The organism is Stenotrophomonas sp. 1L-E-5-B-C3 (assembly GCF_057292075.1).
Genome location: NZ_JBXAWS010000028.1, coordinates 1 through 24035 on the forward strand (window position 1 = coordinate 1; position 24035 = coordinate 24035).

Consider the following 24035-nt stretch of genomic DNA (forward strand, 5'->3'; position numbering starts at 1 on the left):
CTTTGGCGACCTGCAGTTTGAAACGCGCGTCGTATCTGTTCATGTATCCCTCGGGGTTGGATCTGGTGTCCAATTCCCGGGGGTCACTTCATGGATGGGTTTACGGCGTCTCCCGCAACCGGACCCACCCCGGCTACCCTCAGGAAACCAGCTTCTGCTGTTGCTTGGGCTCTTGCTGTGGCCGTTGCCTCTGCGGGTGCAGGGCGCCGCCCTGCCGAACTAAACTACCCGCCGTTGTCCCCCGCAGGATTGCCCATGTTCGATACCTCGCCCCAGCTCGATTGCGCCGGCCGCATCCTGCGCCTCGACCGTGCCCGGGTCATGGGCATCGTCAACGTCACCCCGGACTCGTTCTCCGATGGCGGCGCGCACGACACCACCGAAGCGGCGGTCTCGCATGGCCTGAGGCTGGTCGAGGAGGGCGCTGACCTGCTCGACATCGGCGGCGAATCCACGCGCCCGGGCGCCGCGCCGGTCTCGATTGAAGAAGAACTGCGCCGCGTGATCCCGGTGATCGAGCAGTTGGCCGCCCGAACCCAGGTGCCGATCAGCATCGACACCTTCAAGCCCGAGGTGATGCGGGCGGCAGTGGCCGCCGGCGCCGGCATGATCAACGACATCTTTGGCCTGCGCCAGGAAGGTGCGTTGGACGCGGCTGCCGAGGCAGGCGTGCCGGTGGTGCTGATGCACATGCAGGGCGAGCCGGGCCACATGCAGGCCGATCCGCACTACGACGACGTGGTCGGCGAGGTGCATGGCTTCCTGGTGCAGCGCCTGTTCGCCGCGGAAATGGCCGGCATCGCAAAGAAGAACCTGCTGATCGACCTCGGTTTCGGCTTCGGCAAGACCACTGCCCACAACATGACCCTGCTGGCGCGTTCGGAGCGCTTCCTGGAACTGGGTGTGCCGATGCTGGCTGGCCTGTCGCGCAAGCGCAGCCTGGGAGAACTCACCGGCCGCGATACGCCCTCCGAACGGGTGGCGGCGTCGGTAGCCGCGCACCTGATTGCGGTCCAGCGTGGCGCGCGCATCGTGCGCGTGCATGACGTGGCCGCCACGGTCGACGCACTGAAGATCTGGCAGGCAGTGCAGGCCGTACCGACGCCGCGCGCCGACGCCACGCCGACGATCCGCTGGCCGGACGAAGACTGATGGGGATCGACCAGCGGCCGCTGGCGATCGCCGTGATGGGACCGACCGCCAGTGGCAAGACCGCGACTGCGATCGCCCTGGCCCGGCAGCTGGATGGCGAGATCGTGAGCGTCGATTCGGCACTGGTCTATCGCCACCTGGACATCGGCTCGGCCAAGCCCGACGCGGCTGAGCGCGCACAGGCACCCCACCACCTGCTGGACCTGCGCGATCCCTGGCAGACCTATTCGGCGGCCGAGTTCGCGGCCGATGCCAGTCGCGTCGTGGTCGACATCGTGGCGCGCGGCAAAATGCCGATCCTGGCCGGTGGCACGGGCCTTTATTTCCGCGCCCTGCTGCAGGGCCTCTCGCCGATGCCCGAAGCCGACCCGGCCATGCGTGCGGCACTGGCTGCCGAAGCCGCCGAACGTGGTTGGGCGGCGCTGCATGCTGAACTGGCACAGATCGACCCCGCCGCCGCTACGCGTATCCACGCGACCGACCCGCAACGTATCCAGCGCGCACTGGAGGTCTATCGCCTGACCGGCACGCCCATCACTGAATGGCAGCGTCGGCCGGGCGTAGCGCCGTTGCCGGTGCGCACCCTCAAGCTGATCCTGGCGCCGCATGATCGCGCGGTGCTGCACCAGCGTATCGAGGCGCGCTTCGACGCCATGCTGGCGCAGGGCTTTCTGGATGAGGTGCGGGCATTGCGCGCGATGCCGGAAATGGCCGCCGTGGAGGCGCCACTGGACCTGCCGGCGGTGCGCGCGGTCGGCTATCGGCAGGCCTGGGAGTACCTGGACGGGGAGGGCGATGCCGCCCGCTTCCGTGACAAGGCGATCTTCGCCACGCGCCAGCTGGCCAAGCGCCAGCTGACCTGGCTGCGCGGCGAGCTTGATGCGCGCTGGTTCGACCCCCATATCGACCAAGAGCGCCTGGCCGGCGCGGTGTCGACCTTCGTCGCACGCTGAACCCCCGCCAGCCGTGTAACATCATCGGTCGGCGGGCGGCTCGGGGGCCGTGGCAATCGTCGGCAACCCAATAAGAACAATAATCAGGAGTGTGCAATGTCCAAGGGGCAATCGCTGCAGGATCCTTTCTTGAACGCACTGCGGCGCGAACGCGTGCCGGTTTCGGTGTACCTGGTGAACGGCATCAAGCTGCAGGGCACGATCGAGTCGTTCGACCAGTTCGTGGTCCTGCTGCGCAACACGGTCAGTCAGATGGTCTACAAGCACGCCATTTCCACGGTCGTTCCAGCACGCAACGTGAAGGTCGGTCCGGGCGGTGGTTACGTGCAGTCGGGTGAAGGTGGTCAGGCAGGTGATGAAGCAGACGAGTAATACCGGAGCGGTGAATGTTTGACCGCTCGAAGAAGGGCGAACACGCCCTGTTGATCCAGCCCCATTTCGGCAAGCTGGAAGACGATGTGCTGGAAGAATTCGGTGATCTGGCCCGCTCGGCTGGGGCCAGCATCGCCGCGACGATCACCGCGCGCCTGGATCGTCCGAATCCGTCGACCCTGATCGGCAGCGGCAAGCTGGACGAGATCAAGGCTGCGGCCGATGCCAGCGGTGCCGACCTGATCCTGGTCAACCATGCGTTGAGCCCGGGCCAGGAGCGCAACCTGGAACGCTTCCTCGAGCGCCGGGTGATCGACCGTACCGGCCTGATCCTGGACATCTTCGCCCAGCGTGCGCACAGCCACGAAGGCAAGCTGCAGGTCGAGCTGGCGCAGCTGCGTCACCTGGCCACGCGGCTGGTGCGCGGCTGGACCCATCTGGAGCGCCAGCGCGGCGGTTCGATCGGCCTGCGTGGTCCGGGTGAAACCCAGCTGGAAACCGACCGCCGCCTGTTGCAGAAGCGGGTCGAGCAGCTGCAGAAGCGGCTGGAAAAGGTCGAGGTGCAGCGCACCCAGATGCGCCGTGCGCGCGTGCGCAGCGAGCTGCCGCGCGTGGCCCTGGTGGGCTACACCAACGCCGGCAAGTCGACGCTGTTCAACGCCATGACCGGCGCCGAGGCTTATGCCGCCGACCAGCTGTTTGCCACGCTGGACCCGACCGTGCGCCGCATCGCGGTGCCGGGCGGCAACGTGGTGCTGGCCGACACCGTCGGCTTCGTCCGCGACCTGCCGCATGACCTGGTCGCCGCGTTCCGCTCGACCTTGTCCGAGGCGCGCGAGGCCGACTTCCTGCTGCACGTGGTTGACGCCGCCGATCCGCACCGCGAGGAGCGCATCGCCCAGGTGGACGAGGTGCTGACCGCAGTCGGTGCCGGTGACCTGCCGCAGTTGCTGGTGTTCAACAAGATCGACCGGATCGAGGGCGCCGACGTCCGCCACGATGGCCAGGACGGTATCCCGGACGAGTCGCGCCGCGAGCGGGTGTGGATTTCCGCACGCGATGGGCAGGGCCTGGAGCTGCTGCAGAGCGTGCTGGGCAAGCGCCTGGGCCTGCAGCACGTGACCGGTGAGCTGCGCCTGCCGCCGGATGCCGGCCGCCTGCGTGCGCGCCTGCACCAGCTGGAAGTGATTCGCAGCGAGCAGGCCGATGAAGACGGCTGGCTGCTGCAGGTCGACCTGCCGATCGCCGAAGCCGAAAAGCTGGCCGCCAGTGTCGACGGCGCGCCGATCAGGGCGCTGCTGCCGGAGAAACTGCCGGAGTGGTGAGGTAGCGCCGGGCCAGGCCCGGCTGCTGTCATTGCGGTGGCCCGCGACATCCGGCTGTCATCTGCGGTACAACGTGCAGGTTCTTCACCCCACCGTCATGCCGATGTCCATTCCCACCGACGCTGAACTCAATGCCCAGTCCGCCGCGCTCGGGCAGCGCCTGCAGCAGGCCTCGCTGCAGCTGGTGACCGCTGAAAGCTGCAGTGGCGGCTGGATCGCCAAGTGCATGACCGACATCGCCGGTTCCTCGGCGTTCTTCGACTGCGGCATGGTGGTCTACAGCTACGAGGCCAAGCAGCGCCTGCTTGGCGTGCGCGCGCAGACGCTGGAGCAGTTTGGTGCGGTCAGCCGCGAAACCGTGCTGGAGATGGTGTCCGGTGCGCTGGTCAACTCTGGCGCCGGCATTGCCGTGGCGGTGACCGGTATCGCTGGCCCTGGTGGCGGCAGCCCTGACAAGCCGGTCGGCAGCGTCTGGATCGGCTGGAAGCGCCGTGGTGGTTACGCCCGCGCCGAATTGTTCCAGCTCGATGGCGACCGCGAAGCCATCCGCCGGCAAACCGTGGCCGCGGCATTGCGCGGTATCGACGCCCAGCTGTGACATGCTGCTCCGGTAATCGTCCGGAGCACGCATGATGTGGGAAACGCTGGGCACGGTCCGTGACCTGGGCCGACTGCAGGAAATCGCCGTCGTCCTGATCCGCTATGGCTTCGGCGACGTGGTGCGGCGCATCGGCCTGGCCACGGTGCTGGAACGGGCAGGGCGCCTGCTGCACTGGAACGAAGAGCGCCAGGAACTGCTGCGGATGACCGCACCGGTGCGCGTGCGCAGCGCAATGCAGGATCTCGGCCCGACCTTCGTCAAGCTTGGCCAGGTGCTGGCGACGCGCGTCGACCTGCTGCCGCCGGAATGGATCGCCGAGCTGTCCGAACTGCAGAACGCAGTGCCGGCGTTGCCGTACGCGGAAATCCGCGAGCAGCTCGAGTCCGACCTCGGTGCGTCGCCGCAGGAGGTGTTCGCCTTCCTTGATGAAACGCCCATGGCTGCGGCTTCGCTGGCGCAAGCCCATCGCGCGCGACTGCAGGACGGCCGGGAGGTGGTGCTGAAGGTGCGTCGCCCCGGCATCCGCGATGTGGTCGAGGCCGATCTGCGTCTGCTTGCCCGCCTTGCCGAGATCGTTGAAGCCCGCCTGCCGGACCTGCGCCGCTATCGTCCGGCCGAGGTCGTGCAGCAGTTCACCGTTTCATTGCGCCGCGAGCTGGATTTCGCCGCCGAGTGCCGCAACGCCGAACGCATCGCGCGCAACTTCAAAGGACGCGACGACATCCTGATCCCCAGCGTGCACTGGCAGTGGACCTGTGAAAGCCTGAACGTGCAGGACTTCGTTGATGGCATTCCCGGCCGCGACCTGGCCGGCGTCGATGCGGCGGGGCTGGATCGGCGCGAACTGGCGCGGCGTGGTGCTGACATCGTGCTGAAGATGGTGTTGGAGGACGGCAGCTTCCACGCCGATCCGCATCCGGGAAACATCATCTACCTGCGCGACGGCCGCATCGGCGTGATCGATTTCGGCATGGTCGGTGCGCTGTCGGAAGTGCGTCGTTTCCAGGTCGCGCAGCTGCTGCACGGGCTGGTCGAGCAGGACCCGCAGGGCGTGGCCGACGTGCTGCTGGACTGGGCCGGCGGCGTGGAAGTGGACGAAAACCGGCTGCAGCACGACATCAGCCAGTTCGTCGACCAGTACCGGGGCGTGCCGTTGAAGGACCTGCGCATCGGCCTGATGCTGGGCGACATCACCCAGTTGCTGCGCAGCTACAGCCTGACCCTGCCGGCCGATCTGGCGCTGATGATCAAGGCGTTCCTGACCCTGGAAGGCATGGGCCGGCAGTTGGACCCGGATTTCGACATGGCCAGCGCCGCGCGCCCGTTCCTGGAGCGGGTGGTGCTGCAGCGTTATGCGCCCAAGGCGCTGCTCAAGCGTGGCCGGCGCAGCCTGCTGGGCCTGGTCGATTTCGCCGGTGAACTGCCGCGCGACCTGCGCAAGCTGGTCCAGGCCGCGCGCCGTGGGCGCCTGCAGCTGAAGGTGGAAACCACGGCGTTGCAGGGCTTCGGCGAACAGGTCAACCGCGCCGCCAACCGGCTGGTGATGGGCATCGTTACCGCCGCTCTGATCATCGGCTCATCCATCGTGATGCACAGTGTAGGTGGCGTCTCCAGCCGCTGGCTGCTGGCGCTGGGCGTGTGCGGCTTCATCGGCGCCGGCTTCTGCGGCGTCTGGATCCTGTTTTCGATCTGGAGAAGCGGCAAGCACACATAGTGTGCTTGCCGCAGCGGTTCCCAACGGGAACCGCGGAATCGCCCAGCGATTCCTGTAGAGCCGACCGCTGGTCGGCTGCTTTTGCTCTCGCCTTTGCCTCTGCCTCTGCCAGCCGGGCCAATCCCGGCGACGATCGCCGAGCATGGCTCGGCACCACAGATGCCGCCGTGTCGCCCACGGCACTTGCAGTCCCGCCAGTTAGTAGTAATACTACTAATCATGGACCTGACCGACACCCAGCAGGCGATCCTGCAGTTGATCGCCGAGCGTATCGAGAGCGAAGGCGCACCGCCGTCGCAGACTGAAATCGCGCGTGCATTCGGCTTCAAGGGCGTCCGCGCGGCCCAGTACCACCTGGAAGCCCTGGAGCAGGCCGGTGCGATCCGTCGCATTCCGGGCCAGGCCCGTGGCATCCGCCTGGTGCAGGCGCCACCACTGGAGAAGCTGGCCGGGCCGGGCCTGCCCGACAACGTCCTACGCCTGCCGGTGCTCGGCCGGGTCGCAGCTGGCCTGCCGATCGGTGCGGACATCGGCTCGGATGATTTCGTGGTGCTGGACCGGGTGTTCTTCTCGCCGGCGCCGGATTACCTGCTCAAGGTGCAGGGCGATTCGATGATCGACGAGGGCATCTTCGACGGTGACCTGATCGGCGTGCATCGCACCCGCGACGCCCATTCCGGGCAGATCGTAGTGGCTCGCATCGATGACGAGATCACCGTCAAGCTGCTGAAGATCGCCAAGGACCGTATCCGCCTGCTGCCACGCAACCCCGACTACAAGCCGATCGAGGTGCTGCCGGACCAGGACTTCTCGATCGAAGGCCTCTATTGCGGCCTGCTGCGGCCCAACCGTTGACCTGTTCCATAGCGCATTACCCCGCGGTCTTTTGTGGCGATTCTCTGGTTCCACTGAGGTTGGTACGGATGTCCGATAATTCTTTTCAGAGCGCCGGGCAGAATCTCAGCCTGTGCGATACGTCCGACTTAAAGTGAGCCCATGGCAAAGAAGACCCCCAAAGACAGCACCTCCAACGACACGACCTCTGCAAGGACCAATCCGATGGACGAGAACAAGAAGCGCGCCCTCGCTGCAGCTCTGGGCCAGATCGAAAAGCAGTTCGGCAAGGGCTCGGTGATGCGCATGGGCGACCGTGTGGTCGAACCCGTCGAAGCCATCCCGACCGGTTCGCTGATGCTCGACATCGCGCTCGGCATTGGTGGTCTGCCGAAGGGCCGTGTCGTTGAGATCTATGGTCCGGAGTCGTCGGGCAAGACCACCTTGACCCTGCAGGCCATCGCCGAGTGCCAGAAGCTGGGCGGCACCGCAGCCTTCATCGACGCCGAGCATGCGCTGGATCCGATCTACGCCGCCAAGCTGGGCGTCAACGTGGACGACCTGCTGCTGTCGCAGCCGGACACCGGCGAGCAGGCGCTGGAAATCGCCGACATGCTGGTCCGTTCGGGCTCGGTGGACATCCTGGTGGTCGACTCGGTTGCCGCGCTGACCCCGAAGGCCGAAATCGAAGGCGAGATGGGCGACCAGCTGCCGGGTCTGCAGGCCCGCCTGATGAGCCAGGCGCTGCGCAAGCTGACCGGCAACATCAAGCGCTCCAACACCCTGGTGGTCTTCATCAACCAGCTGCGCATGAAGATCGGCGTGATGATGCCGGGCCAGAGCCCGGAAGTGACCACTGGCGGCAACGCGCTGAAGTTCTATGCCTCGGTGCGCCTGGATATCCGTCGTATCGGCGCGATCAAGAAGGGCGACGAGATCATCGGCAACCAGACCAAGATCAAGGTCGTCAAGAACAAGCTGGCGCCGCCGTTCAAGCAGGTCATCACCGAGATCCTGTACGGCGAAGGCATCAGCCGCGAAGGCGAACTGATCGACATGGGCGTGGATGCCAAGCTGGTCGAGAAGGCCGGCGCCTGGTACAGCTACGGCGAAGAGCGTATCGGCCAGGGCAAGGACAATGCCCGTGGCTACCTGCGCGACAACCCGACCGTCGCCGCCAAGCTCGAAGCCGAGCTGCGCGAGAAGTTCCAGCCGTCTGAAGCTGCCCGCGAAGAAGGCGATGACGAAGGCGACGACGAATAAGGCTTGCTGTGGGGCAGGGTGGCGCCGTCAGTGACGTCGCCCTGCTCCGCAGGTTCGAATCGCCCATGGACGGGCAGGGCGCCACGGATGGCGCCACCCCTGGAGCACCGATGTCCGACGCCGAAGACATTCCCACCGGCCGCAAGCGCCGGCCGCGTGAGCAGACCCCGGTACAACGGGCGCTGGGCCTGCTGGTCCGCCGCGAACACTCGCGCAAAGAGCTGACCCGCAAGCTGACCGCCCGTGGCATCGAGGATGAGGCCGCGCAGGCCGCTGTTGCCAAGCTGACCGAGGCGGGCTGGCAGGATGACACCCGCTTTGCCGAGAACCTGGTGCGGATGCGTGCCAATACCGGCTACGGGCCGATCCACGTGCGCGCCGAGCTCGGCACCCATGGCCTGGACAGCGAGGCGATCGCCGCGGCAATGGACAGCTATGAAGGCGACTGGCAGGAGAACGCCCGCGACCTGGTCCGCCGCCGCTTCGGCGAAACCGGCCCGCAGGACCTGGCGCAGCGTCGCAAGGCTGCGGACCTGCTGGCCCGACGGGGCTTCGACGGTGACAGTATCCGCCGCGCGACCCGCTACGAGCCGGATGACTGAGACTGGCGGCGCCGGGCCTGATACCCTTTAGGTTTTCGGCGGTCCCGGGCGACCCTGGCCATTGCGGCCGGTGGTCCGGGTCCGCCGGCCCGCCGACTGCCAGCCCCCAATGAACGCATCCGCCAAATTCACGACTTCCCAGATCCGCAGCGACTTCCTTGAATTCTTCAAGGGCAAAGGCCACACCATCGTGCCGTCGGCGCCGCTGGTGCCGGGCAATGATCCGACCCTGCTGTTCACCAATTCCGGCATGGTGCAGTTCAAGGACGTGTTCCTTGGCGCGGAGAAGCGCAGCTACGTGCGCGCGGCCGACGTCCAGCGCTGCCTGCGCGCCGGCGGCAAGCACAACGACCTTGACCAGGTCGGCTACACCGCACGTCACCATACTTTCTTCGAAATGCTGGGCAACTGGTCCTTCGGCGACTACTTCAAGAAGGACGCGATCGCCTGGGCATGGGAGCTGCTGACCCAGGTCTGGAAACTGCCGGCCGAACGCCTGCTGGTCACCGTCTACCAGACCGACGACGAAGCGTATGCGCTGTGGCGCGACATGGTCGGCATCCCCGAGGAGCGCATCGTGCGCATCGGTGACAACAAGGGTGCGCCGTTCGCCTCGGACAATTTCTGGCAGATGGCCGATACCGGCCCGTGCGGCCCGTGCACCGAGATCTTCTACGACCACGGCGACCACATCGCCGGTGGCCCCCCGGGTTCCCCGGATGAAGACGGCGACCGCTTCATCGAAATCTGGAACCTGGTGTTCATGCAGTTCGATCGCCAGCCCGACGGCACCCTGGTGCCGCTGCCGGCACCGTGCGTGGATACCGGCATGGGCCTGGAGCGCCTGGCGGCGATCCTGCAGCACGTGCACACCAATTACGAGATCGACCTGTTCCAGGCGCTGATCCGCAAGGCGTCCGAACTGACCGGCACCGCCGATCTGGAGAACAAGTCGCTGCGGGTGATCGCCGATCACATCCGTGCCTGCTCGTTCCTGATCGTCGACGGCGTGCTGCCGTCCAACGAAGGCCGCGGCTACGTGCTGCGCCGTATCATCCGCCGCGCCCTGCGCCACGGCTGGATGCTGGGTGTGCGCCAGCCGTTCTTCAGCAAGCTGGTGCCGACTCTGGTCGAGCAGATGGGCGAGGCCTATCCGGAACTGCCGGCGGCGGTCGATACCGTCACCCGTGCGCTGCAGGCCGAAGAAGAGCGTTTCGCTGAAACCCTCGACGCCGGCATGAAGATATTCGAAGACGTTGCCGGCAAGGCCAGCGATGGCGTGATTCCCGGCGTTGATGCGTTCCGCCTGTACGACACCTATGGCTTCCCGCTCGACCTGACCCAGGACATCGCCCGCGAGCGCGACCTGACCGTCGACATCGCCGGCTTCGATGCGGCGATGGAGCAGCAGCGCGAAACCGCGCGCGCGGCCGGCAAGTTCGGCGGTGGCGTGACCCTGCCGGCCGAGCTGGTGGCGACCCTCAGCCCGACCCGCTTCCTCGGCTACGACCGCCTGCAGGCCGATGACCTGACCGTGTTGGCCGTGCTCAAGGACGGCCGTCCGGTGCAGTCGGCCAATGCCGGTGATGCGGTCATCGTGATCACCAACCAGACCCCGTTCTACGCCGAGTCCGGCGGCCAGGTCGGTGACACCGGCGTGCTGACCGGCAACGGCGTGCGCCTGGCGGTGGAAGACACCCAGAAGTTCGCAGGTCAGTTCCATGGCCACGTCGGCATCCTGTCCGAAGGCGGCCTGAAGGTTGGTGACGTGCTGTCCGGCCAGGTCGATGGCGAGCGCCGTGGCGCCACCATCCTCAACCACTCCGCCACCCACCTGCTGCATGCCGCCCTGCGCGAAGTGCTGGGTACCCACGTGCAGCAGAAGGGCTCGATGGTGGCGCCGGATCGCCTGCGCTTCGACTTCTCGCACTTCCAGCCGATCAGCGCGGAAGAGCTGGCCGTGATCGAGCGCAAGGTCAACCAGCAGGTGCGTGCCAACAACGCTGCCGAAGTGCACAACATGGGCATGCAGGAAGCGCTGGACTTCGGCGCGATGGCCCTGTTCGGCGAGAAGTACGGTGAGCACGTGCGCGTGCTGAAGATGGGTGACTACTCCACCGAGCTGTGCGGCGGTACCCACGTCAACCGTACCGGCGACATCGGCCTGTTCAAGATCACCTCCGAGGGCGGCGTCTCCGCTGGCGTGCGCCGCATCGAGGCCGTCACCGGCCAGGGTGCCCTGGACTACGTGGATGCCGAAGAGGCCCGCTTGGCCGAGGCCGCCGACCTGCTCGGCGGCAGCGCTGCCGACGTGGTCGAGAAGATCCGCGCCCTTGGCCAGCGCCAGAAGCAGCTGGAACGCGAGCTGGAGTCCGTGAAGGCCAAGGTTGCCGCTGGCGCCACCGCCGACCTGTCCGGCCAGGCCGTCGAGGTTGCCGGTGTGAAGGTGCTGGCGGCGCGCCTGGAAGGCTTCGACGCCAAGGCCCTGCGTGACGCCATGGACCGCCTGAAGCAGCAGCTGGGCGACGCGGTGATCGTGCTGGCCGGTGCCCAGGACGGCAAGGCCGCCCTGGTCGCGGGTGTGAACGGCAGCGCAATGGGCAAGGTCAAGGCCGGGGAACTGTTGTCCCATATCGCCGGTCAGATCGGGGGCAAGGGCGGCGGACGCCCGGACCTCGCCCAGGGTGGTGGCGAGGACGGGCCCGCCCTTGCCACCGCGCTGGCTGCCGTCGTCGAATGGGTCAGCCCCCGCCTGTGATGAACCGCGCCGTCCCCCTCCTTGTAGGAGCGGGACGGCTGACGGTACCATTGCGAATCTTTTCCCTTTGTCGTGGTAGCGCTTCTTGACGGAGCGTCAAGCCGGTGGGGGATACCCTTCCACACGGTTCCATGGAGACTTACAAAAATGTTGATCCTGACTCGCCGCGTCGGCGAAACCCTGATGATCGGTGACTCGGTGAGCGTCACCGTGCTTGGCGTCAAGGGTAACCAGGTGCGTATCGGCATCACTGCGCCGAAGGACGTCGCTGTGCATCGCGAAGAGATCTACCAGCGCATCCAGCGTGGTGACGAAGCCGGTGGCACCGGCAGTGAAAATTCTGCCGAATAACGCTTTACCTTCGCACTCGATTAACGTTATGATTCACGCCCCGCTGAGGTGCAACGCACCAGACGCGGAGAAAACCCCGGAGTGATGCCCGAGCGGCTGAAGGGGCTCCCCTGCTAAGGGAGTATAGGGTCAAAAGCTCTATCGAGGGTTCGAATCCCTCTCACTCCGCCAGATACAAAGAAGCGCCTGCAGATCCTCGATCTGCAGGCGTTTTTCTTTGCTCCAATACTCATCCCTGAAGCACCATCCACCGATCATGGATCAGTGGATGGTGGCGGATCCATTCTCCGCTCAGAGCCTCACCGTCACCCCCACCTGGAAGCCACGCCCGGGCAACGGTGCGATGTACTTCAACGGCGAGTTGTGCGGACGTGCTTCTTCATTGAGCAGATTGCTGCCGTTGACGAACACCTCCATGCCGGCGATGTAGCTGTTGCGCACCGGCAGTTCGCGGCTGACCTGCAGGTCGACCATGTTGAACGCATCCAGTGGCACTTCCTCGCTGACATTGCGGCCGAGGTACTTCTGGGTGTCGTAGTAGGTGCTGGACAGCTGCGCCTTCCAGCCCTCGCGCTGCCACTGCAGGTTGGCGCCGTAGCGGTTGGTCGGCATGTTCGGCAGGTACTCGCCGTCATTGTGGGCGCGCAGCGAATCGGGATGGTCGGCCTTGTTCTTCACCAGGTCGGCGAAGGCGGAGACATTCAACGAACCATAGCGGCCCAGGTCCACGGCCTGCGACACGTCGATCTCGAAGCCCTTCACCGTGGTGTCGGTCTGCTTCCAGTACTTCAGCGGCAGGCGGTTGGCGGTCTGCAGGCCGGAGTAGCCGAGGTAGAGATAATTCTCGTACTTCATCCGGTACGCGGTTGCCGATAGTTCGAAACCACCGAGGTGGAACAGGCCGGTCAGCTCCAGGTTCTTCGCGCGTTCCGGTTCCAGATTCTGGTTGCCTTCTTCCTGGGTCATCACCGAGTAGTGCGCGTTGCTGGCATACAGCTCGTTGATCTCCGGGGCACGCTGTGAAGACGAGTAACGCACCTTGGCCGCGAACATCGGCCCCAGCTCGACATACGAGCCCAGACTGTAGCTGTTGAGCCGGTAGTCGCGGTCCTGCAGTTTCGTGTTGGAAGCATTGCGCGCGGCCTTGAAGCGGCTGGGCTGCAGCTCGTGATCCACGCGTTCGTGGCGCACGCCTGCGTCGAAGCTGGCCCAGCCGAAGTCCAGCGTTTCCTTCAGGAACACCGCGTTACTGCGGGTGTCGACGTCAGGCAGGTAGCGCAGCGAGCCGCTGCCGGTGACATCACGCGACTGATGGCTGAAACCGAGCTGGCCGCTGAGCGGGCCAACCCGCTGGTGGCTCAGCAGCAGCTCGGCCTGGGTGCTCTCGAAGTCGTAGTCGTTGGCTTTCTTTGCGCCCAGCCGCTCACCGGAGGTGTTGTCCAGCTTCGAGACCCGCAGCTCGGCGCGTTCAACGTAGGGCAGCGGATCGCGCAGCAGGGCTTCCAGTGCGTAGCGCTGCTGCTTGATCACCACGCCCACCGGCAGGCCGTCGGCATAGTTGGAGCCGAACGACAGGTTCTGCATCGAAAAGCCCGGCACGCCGTACTCGCTGTCCTTTGCATCGATGCTGACACCGATGTAGCCGCGGTCGAAGAACAGCGTCGAACCGAAGGCCACCTGCGAATTGCGTGCATAGCTGTTGCCCAGCCGGTGGTGGTAGTCGGGGGTGACATCGTTGTTGATCTGCTTCTGCACGTATGAAGGCGTGCCTGCAACGTAGGCCGGGTTGACCGGATTGACGTAGGTACGGCGCTGCCAGACCGATGTCGGATTGTTGGTGTAGAAGGAGAAATCACCATCGGCCCAGTCCGGGTTCTCGGTCATGAACTGGTCGATGTAGGGTTGCGAGGCCTTGTTGTAGATCTGCTGGACGCGCGCCTCTTTCTGGCAGGCGTCGGCCAGCGCCGAGTTGACGCCCCCGCCGGCCGGGAACAGTCCGGTGTTGCAGGCGCTGGCCTTGCTGTTGCCGGGGATGTCGTAGTGCGAGATGCGCTGCCGCGACACCTGCAGATTGGTGGAGATGTTGCGCTGGTTGTTGAAGTTCATGCGGAAGCCCTGCGCGTCGGCCGCGTTGAAGCCCTTGCGCAGGACCAGTTCCATCGACTGATCCTTGTCTTCCATGCTGCGCGAGATCAGGCCCGAGTCGATCTCCACGCTGCCGCCGATCGCATTGCCCCCATAGCGCACGGTGTCGGAGGACTTGTTGACGGTGACGCTTCGCACGAACAGCGGATCGAACGGGATGTTGATGTCACCGCTGATCGCGTTCATGCCCAGGATGGACTGGCCGTCCTGCAGGATCTGCACGCGGTTGCCGCTGAGGCTGCGGATGACCGGGGCGCCCGCATTCGGCCCGAAGGCGCTGCTCTGCACACCGGAGACGTGTTCGAGCAGGCCGCCGAGGGTGCGGTTCTGCGCCTGCGGGTTGTCCACGGTGACCCGGCTGTCGATGCGGGAGGGCTGCGAGGCCTGCACCTGGAGGGTGGGAAGGGTAGGTTCGTCCGCAGCCTGGGCGTTGTGAACGACGAACAGAATGGCGGCAGCAAGCAGGTGGCGACGCATGGAACGCTCCGTGAAAAAGATGTGAAATGTTATAACGTAACTATTTGTATCGGCAAGGGCAGATCGGGCCTTGCCACGAAGGCTGGAGATGAGAGCGGTTCTCATATGACAATGGCACTGGATTTCCCTCAGGCGCCCCATGCACACCCTTACCCTTGCCGACCTGGACCGCTTGGGCCGCAGCAGTGGTTTCCGCTATCGGCTGCCAGCACTCGCGTCCGCCGCCGATTCGGGCGCGCTGTGCGTGGTCGAGGGCAGGGTGGAACAGCGCTGCTTGCGCCCTGGCATCAGCCTGGCGCTGTCGGACGTGGTCGCGCACCAGCCGTTCGAGGCGACTTCGGAGGCCCCCCCGCCGTTCGCTGCGATCGTGATGCTGGAAGGTCGTGCCGGAGCACGCCTGGCAGGGCAGGCCGTGATCGGCATGAACCGCGGCGCCGGCGCGATGGTGTTGGCCGATGCCGCGCCGATGACTGCGATCCATCCGGCCGGCCAACGGATGCGCAGTCTGAATGTCTCGCTGGATGCACCGGCCGAGATGGATGATCCGGTGATCAGCGATCTGTTGTTGCAGGCTCGTCGCCATGGTCGGCGGCGGCTGCACAGTTGGCAGGTACCCGCGCATCTTGAACACGCCGCCGAACAGTTGCTGTCGGGGACCTGGCAAGGCGCGATGCATGCGCTGCTGTGCGAGGGTGTGGGACTGCAGATGCTGGCGATGGCGTTGGGTGCGTCTGCACAGGACGCGCTGCCGGATCTGCGTGTTTCACCGCGCGACCGCCGCATGCTGCAACGGGTAATCGACTGCCTGCAGGCATCACCTGCGGCTGACCACCGGCTGGAGGATCTGGCCCGCGTGGCCTGCATGAGCCCGAGCAGCCTGCGCCTGAAATTCCAGCAGGTGCACCACTGTTCGGTATTCGCGTGGCTGCGCGAGCGACGCCTGCAGTTGGCCTGCGAGCAGCTGCGGCAGGGCTGCAGCGTGCAGCAGGCCGCGCATTTCGTCGGCTATCGGCATGCCACCAATTTCGCAACCGCGTTCCGAACGCGCTACGGCATCGCCCCCAGCCAGATCCGCTGAATCCGGATCGCGGCTGGCAGTGCGCATACGCGTGCTGCGTGGGCGCATACGTGCGCTCACGCTCAAATGACAATAATTCTCATCCAGCCTTTCCCTCCCGCTGGATCTCCCATGCCTGCCTGTTTCCGCCCGTGTGCCCTGGCCACCGCCATCGGCACGACCCTGGCGCTGTTCAACGCTGCCCACGCCGCCGAACTCATTCCCTCCGTAACGCCTTCCCAGCTCCCAACCGTGCAGGTCACGGCCGACCTCGATGGCAGCACCGAAAGCTCGCGCTCCTACACCACCGATTCCATGGGCACGGCGACGGGGCTGTCGCTGACCTCGCGACAGACGCCGCAGTCGGTCAGCGTGGTCACCCGCCAACAGATCGAGGACCGCGGGCTGCTGAGCACCGCCGACGCCTTGTCGACCGCCCCGGGCATCTCGGTCACACGCAGCGATGCCAACCGCTATTCGTTCTCGGCGCGCGGCTTCGACATCGACAACTACCAGTTCGATGGCGTGGTGATGCCGGTGCTGTCGCCATGGAATTTCGGCGAGAACAATCTGGACATGGTGGTGTACGACCGTATCGAGATCGTGCGCGGTGCCAACGGCCTGATGACCGGTGCCGGTAATCCCTCGGCGGCAGTGAACTACGTGCGCAAGCGCCCGCTGCGTGAATTCGCTGCCAGCGGCGGCATCAGCCTCGGCAGCTGGGATGCGCGCCGCGCCTGGGTGGATGTGTCCAGCCCGCTGAGCCGGGAAGGGCGTGTGCGTGGTCGCGTGGTCGCTGCGCAGGCAGAGGGCGACAGCTACACCGCTGGCCTGGACAGTACGGCGAAGACGCTCTACGGCGTGGTCAGCGTGGACCTGGGCGAGGACACCGGGTTGATCGCCGGCATCTCCTACCAAGGCAACGACAACCGCGGCTTCGGCAGCGGCTTCGCGCTGTTCAACGCCGATGGCACGCGTACCCGTTTCGACCGCTCGGTATCAGCCACCGCGCCGTGGGCACGGATGACCACCGACACCCGCAATGGCTTCTTCGACTTCAACCATCGTTTCGGCAACGACTGGCAGGCGCGCGTGTCCTACAGCCGCTCGCATACCGACATGGAAATGAAGCATCTCTATCGCGGTGGCTACCCCGATCCGGTTACCGGCGCCATGCCCAATGGCAACAGCTTCACCCGCTACGACGGTCCGGTGCGCCGCGAAGCGATCAGTGCCAGCCTGTCCGGTCCGTTCCAGCTGTTCGGCCGTCAGCACACTGCGTCCATCGGCTGGTCGCGCTCACGCGATGAAATCGCGCTGGGGCAGTACCGCGCACTGGCGCCGCTGCCGCCGTTGGCCAGCTATCTGGATTGGCATGGGCCGGGCACGCCTGAGCCGATGTGGGCCAGCAGCAAGACCCAGGCCGATGACCTGGATAACCAGCAGAGCGGTGCCTATGCCGTCGCGCGGCTGTCGTTGGCCGATCCGCTGCACGTGATCGTCGGTGGCCGCCTGAGCAACTGGGAGACCGACCAGGTGTACTTCGGAGCCAAGCGCAAGTACCGCTACCGCAACGAGTTCGTATCCTATGCCGGCGTGGTCTGGGACATCAACAACTACAGCAGCGTGTACGCCAGCTACACCGGTATCTTCAAGCCGCAGAACAACCGCAATGAATCCGGGCAGATCCTCGATCCGGTCCGCGGCCGCAGCTACGAGCTGGGCCTCAAGGGCAGCTGGCTGCAGGAGCGTTTAAACGCCTCAGCGGCGTTGTTCCGCACCCAGCAGGACAACCTGGCCGAAGCCACCGGTGGGCTGGTCGAAGGCAGCACGCAGGCGGCCTACCGCGCGGTGAAGGGCGCAACCGTGGACGGTCTGGAACTGGAACTGGCCGGCGAGCCGCTGCCGGGCTGGAGCCTGGGCACCAGCTTCACCACCTTCATCGCGCAGGACGCGCAGGGCCGGGCGATCAATACCGCCAAGCCGCGCAGCCTGTTCAAGCTGTTCACCACCTGGCGCCTGCCAGGTGCCTGGGACCAGCTGACGATCGGCGGTGGCGTGGACTGGCAGAACCGCATGTACCAGACCGCCACCGCGCCCGGAAATCGCCGGGTGCCCGTGGAGCAGCCCAGCTACGCACTGGTGAACCTGATGGCGCGCTACCAGTTCAGTTCCAACGTCTCTGCGGCGGTCAACATCAACAATCTGTTCGACCGCCACTATTACTCGCAGATCGGCTTCTACAACCAGGGCTGGTACGGTGCACCGCGAAACGTGATGTTCACGCTGAAGGTCGGCTACTGAGGATGACGTCGCGCCCTTCAGGGATCCAATGGATCCATCGGATCGATGCGCAGCGATTCGGGCGCTGGCACGAAGGTGATCGCGTACGGCGAAATGCGTGAACCGACCTTGCCTGGAACGTAGCCCAGCTCACGGCGGTTGCGCTCGCTGAAGCCGCTGCTGGCGACCGAATCGATATGCGATGGGCTGCTGACCACCAGTGCCGGTTGTCGTGGCGGTGCCTGCAGGGCCGCCAGCAACCGGGCTGCGTTGCGCAGGTTGGTGGTGGTGTGGCGGGCATAGGGCTCGATGAGGATCGCCTCTGCGGGAATGCCGAAGCGCGCGATCAGCGCTTCGCGCATCTGCACGGCTTCGACGCTGCGGGTGCCGCGCGGATGCACGGCGCCGCCAGAGACGATGATGAAAGGCGCATCGCCCGCTGCATAGCGCTGCGCAGCGGCTTTCAGGCGCAGCTTGCTGCCGGCGCTGAGCGGGGTGGTCAGCTCGTCTGGGCCCTGCCCAAGCACGATGATCGATGTGTATGGATGCGCGGTCCAATCCAGCTGCCGCGCGCGTGCGAATGGCGCGGCGTTCATTCCCGCGCTGATGGGCTCGAAGCGGATCGCATCGAGGCGGTCATTGGCATCAAGCAGGCCCACCGCCACCGCGATGCTGCGATCGAATGCGGTGTAGGCCGCGGCGGCGTCCACCTCGCTCATCTGCATGGCAATGGCAGCATCGCCAGCCAGGCGCGTGCTGCCCGCCGCGCCGACCGGGCCGTCGATGGCGTCGTAGCGGGGCGGCTGGCCGTGGCCGTAGACGGAGAGGATGTTGTTGAGGCCCGCCAGCTCCCTTTCGATGGCTGCAGCGCGCGCCGGAACCGCGGCGCTCAACACGCCCGCCTGCGCGGGCGTCCAGCGTGCGGCCTCGAGTGTGCAGGCAGTGGTCCGGCAGGCCGACAGCTGCTGCATGCGTTCGGCCAGGGCGGCGCGCGCACGATCGGGCAACGTATCGTGATTCAGCTGCACGAGGGTCGGAAACAAGCGCGAGGCGAGGGCCGCGCTGTCGCGGTCGTCGGCGGCTGCCGCAAGCGGCAGCACAGCCGTGGCCAGCAGGGCCAGGGACAAGCTCAATCGTCGGTGCATCACCAGCTCCTGCTCACCATCAGGCGGACGTTGCGGCCGAACAGCGGCCGTCCATAGATTGCCTCGGCCGAACCCTGGCCAGCCAGTGCATCGGTACGGGTATTGCCCTCGGTGAGCCCCTTTTCATTGGTCAGGTTGTCGCCCACCAGCTGTGCGCCCCAGTTGCCGCGCTTCCATGAAATGCCCAGGCCCAGGGTCTGGTAGGCCGGCAACGCGGTCTGGTTGAACAGATCGACAAAGGATTTTCCGACCACGTCATAGCGCAGCCAGGTCTCGAACTGGTCCTGGCCGTGCTGGAAGCTGAAGGTCGGGCGCAGGTTGCCGTAGAGCTTGGGTTCGCGGACGATCTGCTTGCCGTTGACCGCGGCCGGATCGGCGCCGGAATCGTTCTGCAGGCTGTCGTACTGCGGATCGCTGACCGTGATCGAGCCGGCGATGCTGAACCAGTCCAGCGGCCGGAACATGCCATCCAGCTCGATGCCCTTGGAGACGGCGGTGCCGATGAAGGGCACCGACTGGTCATTGCGGCCGGTCGTCGGATTGAAGGCGACGAAGGACGCATTGAGTGGATCGAACTTGGTGTAGAACGCGGTCAGGTAGAGATAGGACCGGCCGAACCCGGCCTTCAGGCCCAGCTCGTACTGGTCCAGCTGGGTCTGCACGATGGTGGGGTCGATCGAGCGCGCCACCGACGAATTGGGAACGATCTCCATGTGCGAGACGCGGGCGTAAGCACCCACTGAAGTGGTGAAATCGAAGTTCGCACCCACGGTCCAGTTGGTCGCGGACGGATTCAGGCGATGGTTCTGGACGACGCCGGTGAACCGGCGCGTGGTGTTGTCGGCCAGTGTGTTGCGGTCGCCGAGGTCGACCTGGGCAGTCTGCTCGGCATAGCCCTCGTAGCGGTAGCGCTCATGGCGGATGCCGGCATCAAGCTTGAAGCGGTCCGACAGTGCCCACGTGTCATTGGCATACACCGCGAACATGCGGGCATCGACCTTGCCGCGATTGAGAGTGGTGGTGTAACGCAGCGTGCCCTTGTCGGTGACATAGCCCAGTGGGGCGCCATCGTTACCGTAGGCCACCAGATCAAGCAGGCGTGGCTTGCCGCGCATCTCCATCAGCATGTCCTGGTACAGGCTGAAGGACGTGGTGCCGAAGAAGGCGGTGTAAGCGCCGATGTTCAGATCGTGATTGCCCCAGGCCGTTTCAAACAGCCGCGTCGCACCCAAATCGGCCTGACCGGAGTAGAAGTCCGAATCAGCAGCACGGTACTGGGCTGAGATCACCAGGCCGGAGTCGGCGTAGGGATCGTAGGCAGTGGCGCCGTTGCTGCCGGCCAGCGCGTAGCCCATCCGCGCGACACCGGCACCGAAGGCGGTACGGGCCGCGCCCAGATAGCCGTTGGCGAAGCTGCGTGCGTCGACCGGATTGGTGGTCGAGTACAGCGCGTCGAAGGTATTACGGCCCTTGGTGTAGCCGGATTTCAGCGAGATCGTCCAATCGCTGGCGGTGTTCTCGTACTGGAAGCCGATGTTGCCGAAGCGCATGTGGCGTCCATCGGCCAGATCGCGGTTCATGCCCTGCAGGACACCACCGCCATCGAGGTACTTCAGGTTGACACTGCGCAGCGAGGGCGAGTTCAGGGTGCCGTCGAAATAGTCGATGTACGGGTCCAGCGGAACGCTGGGATTGCGCGGATCGGCGACCGGGATCGGCAGGTAGAACGTATTGTGGTCATCAACGAAGGTACCGCTGACCTTGAACCAGCTGGTGTCGTCGAAGTAGTGCTTGATGTTGCCCCTGATCTGCCCGCCCTTGTCATTGGGGAAGCCGTTGTCGCGGTAGCCATCGTGCTGACGCAGGAATCCACCGACCGCATAGAAGGTGTCCTTGCCCAGCGCGCCCGACTGGTACATCTCACCGCGGTACAGGCCGGTATCGCCGATGGTCAGCTGCGCCTTGCCGTGGGTGTCTTCGGAACCCTCGGCCAGGATGTTGTTGACGATGGCACCAGCGCTGCTCGCATAGATCGGTGCGGGGCCACCACGTACGATCTCTACCCGCTGGTTCATCACGTCGAACCGGTTCATGCCGTCGCCGGAATTGAAGAAGTGGCCGTCCAGCTCCTGGTAGAGCGGCAGGCCGTCCTGCTGGAAGGCAATGAAGCCGCGGTCAGTGGGAATGCCACGCAGCCGGGTGATGTTCTGTACTTCACCACCGGTGGCCTCGACATGGATGCCGGGCACCGACCCGAGCAGGTCGGCGTAGCTTTTCGGTGCGAGCTTCTGCACGTCTTCGCGGCTGAGTGAATTGACCGCGAAGGATGCATCGAAGCGACGCTGGGTGCGTGCCGCACCGGTAACCACCACCGCATCCAGTGTTGCTGCGTCGGCCGTGTCTTGCTTCTGCACCGGTGTGTCCTGCGCCGTTGCAGTGCCGTGCAGGGATATCAGGACCAGGGAGATGCCCAGGACCAGGGGGCTGATGTTCATCGTAGGGCGGCCATGCAGGGAAGGGGGACCGCTGCACGGTAGGTCCGGGCGATGACGGAATTGTTTACTTCGGCGGAAATAAACAATTAAGCGGCGGCATCGGCACCCAGCTGGTGGATCGGCAGCAGGGCCGCGCCCACCGATACCGCAGACCCTCCCAGCCGCGACACATGCACCTGCGGCAGGCGCAGGCTGTCCAGCGCACTGCTCCAGCGTGCAGGCTGCTGCAGGTGTTGCCCCAACACTTCCAGCACCTGCCTCGGCAGTGAGCCGGACAGGATCACGGCGCCAGGATCGAGCCACGCCACACCGGTATTGGCGGCCGCGCCCAACTGGTTCCCCGCGCGTTCGGCCCAGGCGCTGATGATGCCGGCATGGGTTTCCAGGCAGGACTCCAGTTCGAACAGTGAGGGAATGCCGGCGCCGGCCTCGCGCAACGTGGCCAGCAGGTCGATGCCCGAGGGACGCGGTGCGTCCATGCGGAACAAGCGACCGATATCCCCGGCATTGCCGAACTCACCGCGCATCACGTCGCGCCGATGGATCACGCCGCCGCCCACGCCGTGGCCGACATACAGCAGCAGCGCCGAGGCGCAGTCCCGGATCAGTCCGCTGTCGTAGTACTCCGCCAGCGCCGCCAGGGTCGCATCGTTCTCCACCCAGACCGGGAAACCGAAGTAGTCTTCGAAGAACTGGTCGTTGTCGATATCGCGCCAACCGTGCAGCCAGTCCACCGCGTGCCTGCGCGCCGGCCCGGTTTCGACCACGGGCCCGGGAACCGCCACGCCGAGGCCCAGGAAGCGCGCGCGCATGAGCCCAGTGCGGCTGGTAAGGCTGCGCAGGCGCTGGTCCACTGCGTGCACGAAGTCGTAGGGATCTGCGCTGTCGAATGCGGTTGCATCGCGGGCGATGAGCTGGCCGGCAAAATCCACCAGCGCGATCTCCAGCCAACCGGGATGTACCGTGGCACCGGCGGCATAGCCGCCCCGCCCGGACAGCGCCAGTGGCACCGAGGGTCGGCCGCGCTGGCCATCGGACAGTTGCCCCTGTTCCTCGATCACCTCCAGCATCAGCAGTTCACGCGCCAGGCGGGTCAACGCGCCGTTGTGCATGCCCAGCTGGTGGGCAATGGTGATGCGGGGAACGGCGCCCATCGTGCGCAACAGCCAGATGATGCGCTTGTGGTCGGCATCCAGCGCGATCAGCGGTTTGCGGCGCAGCCGCGATGTGGGGGCCAGGTTCATGGGTGCAGGCCCTCGGTACGTGGCAGCGCGACCGGCCAGGCCAATGCGGCCAGCGACAGCAGGCTGCCGACGGCAACCAGCGAGACCAGTGCGGCAGAGGTGACCGGATCACCGGCCTGTATGCCGGGCAGCAGCTGGCCCAGCAGCAACGAGGAGGCGGCAATGGACAGTTTCATGGTTCCAGTGAGCAGGGCAAAACAGCTCAGGTCATCCTCACGTCCGCTGCGGGCGGCATGGCGACGGGCGATCAGCGCGGTGCGCCGCCACAGGACCAGGCCGACACTGGCCACCGCCGCCCCATGGACAGCGGCACACGCAATCGCTACAGGCAGGGAGGGCTTGGCCTGGTAAACGCAGACGGCAGCGATGGCCAGCACCGACATCAGCGCAATGAGGCCTGTCTCGCTGCACAGTGGGGGGCGCAGGCGCAGATGGAGCCAAGGCGCGACCACCATGCCCGCGACCATGGCGAAGGTCAGCGCTGCACCCTGGTCGGCAAAGGGAAACAAGCGCCCGGCCAGGCCCACCAGCGCCGTTTCTGCCGCTGCAGCCAGCAGAACCGGCAGCAGTGCCGGCAGCGGCAGGGCGCCGGCAAAGGGCCTGATGGCTGTGGCCGGCTGTGCGGGCGTGGCGACGCAGGCCAGGGGAAGCGCGGCGGCCACGATCAGGATGCCGATGATCATGCAGATCAGCAGCGCGCTGCCACTGCCTGCGGATGCAGGTGAACCGACCACGCCGAACAGTGCTGCAGCGATGCACAGCTTGGAGATCGGTACCACCACAGCGCGGGCGGAAACGTAGCGCATGGCCTCGTTCTCGTCGCGGGGCAACAGCGACGTCAGTGCATTCTGGGCTACGTCGTAAACCGCGTAGCAGGTACGGAACAACAGCGAGGCGGCCAGCAGCGGCAGGAAGGCGGGCTCGGTCGCGCTGCTCGGGCTGAACAGCAGGCAAGCGCTGGCGGCGGTGCCGAGCCCGCCGATGAGCTGCAGGCGCAGGGCGAGGCGCTGCTGGTTGCGAAGGCGGGTGAATACGGCGGCCAGCAGCAGGTCGAGAACGCTGCTGTAGGCCAGGGAGATCGCCAGCAGTTGGCCGGTGTGGGCAGCAGACAGTCCCAGCCGGACGTGCAGGTAGTAGCCCAGCGCCAGGTCCACGAACGACCAGGACAGAGTGCGGGCGAAGTGGCCGGCGGCATAGAGCTGCCGCGGCGATGGCTGCGCGTTCAACGCTGTTTTGGGGGGGAGGAAGCCGGAGATCCGGGATC

18 protein-coding genes and 1 tRNA gene are annotated in these 24035 nt (G+C 65.8%); 14 read left to right on the forward strand and 5 right to left on the reverse strand.

What is annotated here, in order from left to right; all coding sequences use genetic code 11:
- Nucleotides 1-255 precede the first annotated feature (255 nt).
- The 12 genes from folP (at nucleotide 256) to AC0Z6F_RS21470 (ending at nucleotide 12096) form a co-directional block, all read left to right on the forward strand.
- The gene (gene folP / locus AC0Z6F_RS21415; protein WP_012510660.1) at nucleotides 256-1152 is read left to right on the forward strand and encodes a dihydropteroate synthase; all 897 of its coding nucleotides are present in this window, start codon (nucleotides 256-258) and stop codon (nucleotides 1150-1152) included.
- Nucleotides 1152-2105 carry a tRNA (adenosine(37)-N6)-dimethylallyltransferase MiaA gene (miaA, locus tag AC0Z6F_RS21420; protein WP_012510661.1) on the forward strand — a complete coding sequence of 318 codons (954 nt, stop codon included), beginning with the start codon at nucleotides 1152-1154 and terminating at the stop codon, nucleotides 2103-2105. Before folP ends, miaA begins: the two co-directional genes overlap by 1 nt.
- A gap of 96 nt (nucleotides 2106-2201) precedes the next feature.
- Nucleotides 2202-2477, forward strand: coding sequence for an RNA chaperone Hfq (gene hfq, locus AC0Z6F_RS21425; protein WP_004152891.1), 276 nt, complete (start codon nucleotides 2202-2204; stop codon nucleotides 2475-2477).
- 14 nt (nucleotides 2478-2491) lie between these two features.
- A complete protein-coding gene (gene hflX, locus AC0Z6F_RS21430; RefSeq protein ID WP_012510662.1) occupies nucleotides 2492-3802 on the forward strand; it encodes a ribosome rescue GTPase HflX in 1311 nt (436 codons plus the stop codon).
- Nucleotides 3803-3905: 103 nt separating this feature from the next.
- On the forward strand, nucleotides 3906-4400 hold the full coding sequence (locus AC0Z6F_RS21435) for a CinA family protein (RefSeq protein ID WP_100434777.1): 495 nt from the start codon (nucleotides 3906-3908) through the stop codon (nucleotides 4398-4400).
- Nucleotides 4401-4434: 34 nt separating this feature from the next.
- Complete coding sequence (gene ubiB, locus AC0Z6F_RS21440; RefSeq protein ID WP_041864637.1) at nucleotides 4435-6117, forward strand: 2-polyprenylphenol 6-hydroxylase; 1683 nt, start codon at nucleotides 4435-4437, stop codon at nucleotides 6115-6117.
- A 219-nt stretch (nucleotides 6118-6336) separates the two neighbouring features.
- A complete protein-coding gene (gene lexA / locus AC0Z6F_RS21445) occupies nucleotides 6337-6972 on the forward strand; it encodes a transcriptional repressor LexA (protein WP_100434413.1) in 636 nt (211 codons plus the stop codon).
- A 204-nt stretch (nucleotides 6973-7176) separates the two neighbouring features.
- A complete protein-coding gene (recA, locus tag AC0Z6F_RS21450; protein ID WP_012510666.1) occupies nucleotides 7177-8214 on the forward strand; it encodes a recombinase RecA in 1038 nt (345 codons plus the stop codon).
- A 110-nt stretch (nucleotides 8215-8324) separates the two neighbouring features.
- Nucleotides 8325-8816, forward strand: coding sequence for a recombination regulator RecX (gene recX, locus AC0Z6F_RS21455; protein WP_485618423.1), 492 nt, complete (start codon nucleotides 8325-8327; stop codon nucleotides 8814-8816).
- A gap of 109 nt (nucleotides 8817-8925) precedes the next feature.
- A complete protein-coding gene (gene alaS / locus AC0Z6F_RS21460; RefSeq protein ID WP_485618421.1) occupies nucleotides 8926-11574 on the forward strand; it encodes an alanine--tRNA ligase in 2649 nt (882 codons plus the stop codon).
- A gap of 147 nt (nucleotides 11575-11721) precedes the next feature.
- The gene (gene csrA / locus AC0Z6F_RS21465; RefSeq protein ID WP_004152909.1) at nucleotides 11722-11925 is read left to right on the forward strand and encodes a carbon storage regulator CsrA; all 204 of its coding nucleotides are present in this window, start codon (nucleotides 11722-11724) and stop codon (nucleotides 11923-11925) included.
- A gap of 78 nt (nucleotides 11926-12003) precedes the next feature.
- Nucleotides 12004-12096 (forward strand) — tRNA-Ser (locus AC0Z6F_RS21470).
- A gap of 120 nt (nucleotides 12097-12216) precedes the next feature.
- Here AC0Z6F_RS21470 and AC0Z6F_RS21475 read toward each other — a convergent pair.
- Nucleotides 12217-14547 carry a TonB-dependent receptor gene (locus AC0Z6F_RS21475; RefSeq protein ID WP_485618418.1) on the reverse strand — a complete coding sequence of 777 codons (2331 nt, stop codon included), beginning with the start codon at nucleotides 14545-14547 and terminating at the stop codon, nucleotides 12217-12219.
- A 139-nt stretch (nucleotides 14548-14686) separates the two neighbouring features.
- On the opposite strand from AC0Z6F_RS21475, the gene AC0Z6F_RS21480 reads away from it, so the two are divergent.
- Together AC0Z6F_RS21480 and fauA are read left to right on the forward strand one after the other, a co-directional pair.
- Nucleotides 14687-15625: a helix-turn-helix transcriptional regulator gene (locus tag AC0Z6F_RS21480; protein ID WP_065723139.1), complete on the forward strand. Its 939-nt coding sequence runs from the start codon at nucleotides 14687-14689 to the stop codon at nucleotides 15623-15625.
- A 111-nt stretch (nucleotides 15626-15736) separates the two neighbouring features.
- On the forward strand, nucleotides 15737-17908 hold the full coding sequence (fauA, locus tag AC0Z6F_RS21485) for a TonB-dependent alcaligin siderophore receptor FauA (protein WP_485618416.1): 2172 nt from the start codon (nucleotides 15737-15739) through the stop codon (nucleotides 17906-17908).
- 17 nt (nucleotides 17909-17925) lie between these two features.
- Here fauA and AC0Z6F_RS21490 read toward each other — a convergent pair whose 3' ends face one another.
- From AC0Z6F_RS21490 to AC0Z6F_RS21505, 4 genes are all read right to left on the reverse strand, one after another.
- Complete coding sequence (locus AC0Z6F_RS21490; protein ID WP_485618414.1) at nucleotides 17926-19032, reverse strand: YdcF family protein; 1107 nt, start codon at nucleotides 19030-19032, stop codon at nucleotides 17926-17928.
- Nucleotides 19032-21527: a TonB-dependent receptor gene (locus AC0Z6F_RS21495; protein ID WP_485618412.1), complete on the reverse strand. Its 2496-nt coding sequence runs from the start codon at nucleotides 21525-21527 to the stop codon at nucleotides 19032-19034. The genes AC0Z6F_RS21490 and AC0Z6F_RS21495 overlap by 1 nt, the downstream gene beginning before the upstream one ends.
- 86 nt (nucleotides 21528-21613) lie before the next feature.
- Nucleotides 21614-22771, reverse strand: coding sequence for an ROK family protein (locus AC0Z6F_RS21500; protein WP_012510674.1), 1158 nt, complete (start codon nucleotides 22769-22771; stop codon nucleotides 21614-21616).
- On the reverse strand, nucleotides 22768-23997 hold the full coding sequence (locus AC0Z6F_RS21505; protein WP_100468141.1) for an MFS transporter: 1230 nt from the start codon (nucleotides 23995-23997) through the stop codon (nucleotides 22768-22770). Before AC0Z6F_RS21505 ends, AC0Z6F_RS21500 begins: the two co-directional genes overlap by 4 nt.
- Between the last annotated feature and the right edge of the window lie 38 nt (nucleotides 23998-24035).

Bases quoted from the DNA above. Each gene is read 5' to 3' on its own strand.
- folP (WP_012510660.1), top strand. From the start codon at position 256: ATGTTCGATACCTCGCCCCAGCTCGATTGCGCCGGCCGCATCCTGCGC.
- miaA (WP_012510661.1), top strand. From the start codon at position 1,152: ATGGGGATCGACCAGCGGCCGCTGGCGATCGCCGTGATGGGACCGACC.
- hfq (WP_004152891.1), top strand. From the start codon at position 2,202: ATGTCCAAGGGGCAATCGCTGCAGGATCCTTTCTTGAACGCACTGCGG.
- hflX (WP_012510662.1), top strand. From the start codon at position 2,492: ATGTTTGACCGCTCGAAGAAGGGCGAACACGCCCTGTTGATCCAGCCC.
- AC0Z6F_RS21435 (WP_100434777.1), top strand. From the start codon at position 3,906: ATGTCCATTCCCACCGACGCTGAACTCAATGCCCAGTCCGCCGCGCTC.
- ubiB (WP_041864637.1), top strand. From the start codon at position 4,435: ATGTGGGAAACGCTGGGCACGGTCCGTGACCTGGGCCGACTGCAGGAA.
- lexA (WP_100434413.1), top strand. From the start codon at position 6,337: ATGGACCTGACCGACACCCAGCAGGCGATCCTGCAGTTGATCGCCGAG.
- recA (WP_012510666.1), top strand. From the start codon at position 7,177: ATGGACGAGAACAAGAAGCGCGCCCTCGCTGCAGCTCTGGGCCAGATC.
- recX (WP_485618423.1), top strand. From the start codon at position 8,325: ATGTCCGACGCCGAAGACATTCCCACCGGCCGCAAGCGCCGGCCGCGT.
- alaS (WP_485618421.1), top strand. From the start codon at position 8,926: ATGAACGCATCCGCCAAATTCACGACTTCCCAGATCCGCAGCGACTTC.
- csrA (WP_004152909.1), top strand. From the start codon at position 11,722: ATGTTGATCCTGACTCGCCGCGTCGGCGAAACCCTGATGATCGGTGAC.
- AC0Z6F_RS21475 (WP_485618418.1), bottom strand. From the start codon at position 14,547: ATGCGTCGCCACCTGCTTGCTGCCGCCATTCTGTTCGTCGTTCACAAC.
- AC0Z6F_RS21480 (WP_065723139.1), top strand. From the start codon at position 14,687: ATGCACACCCTTACCCTTGCCGACCTGGACCGCTTGGGCCGCAGCAGT.
- fauA (WP_485618416.1), top strand. From the start codon at position 15,737: ATGCCTGCCTGTTTCCGCCCGTGTGCCCTGGCCACCGCCATCGGCACG.
- AC0Z6F_RS21490 (WP_485618414.1), bottom strand. From the start codon at position 19,032: ATGCACCGACGATTGAGCTTGTCCCTGGCCCTGCTGGCCACGGCTGTG.
- AC0Z6F_RS21495 (WP_485618412.1), bottom strand. From the start codon at position 21,527: ATGAACATCAGCCCCCTGGTCCTGGGCATCTCCCTGGTCCTGATATCC.
- AC0Z6F_RS21500 (WP_012510674.1), bottom strand. From the start codon at position 22,771: ATGAACCTGGCCCCCACATCGCGGCTGCGCCGCAAACCGCTGATCGCG.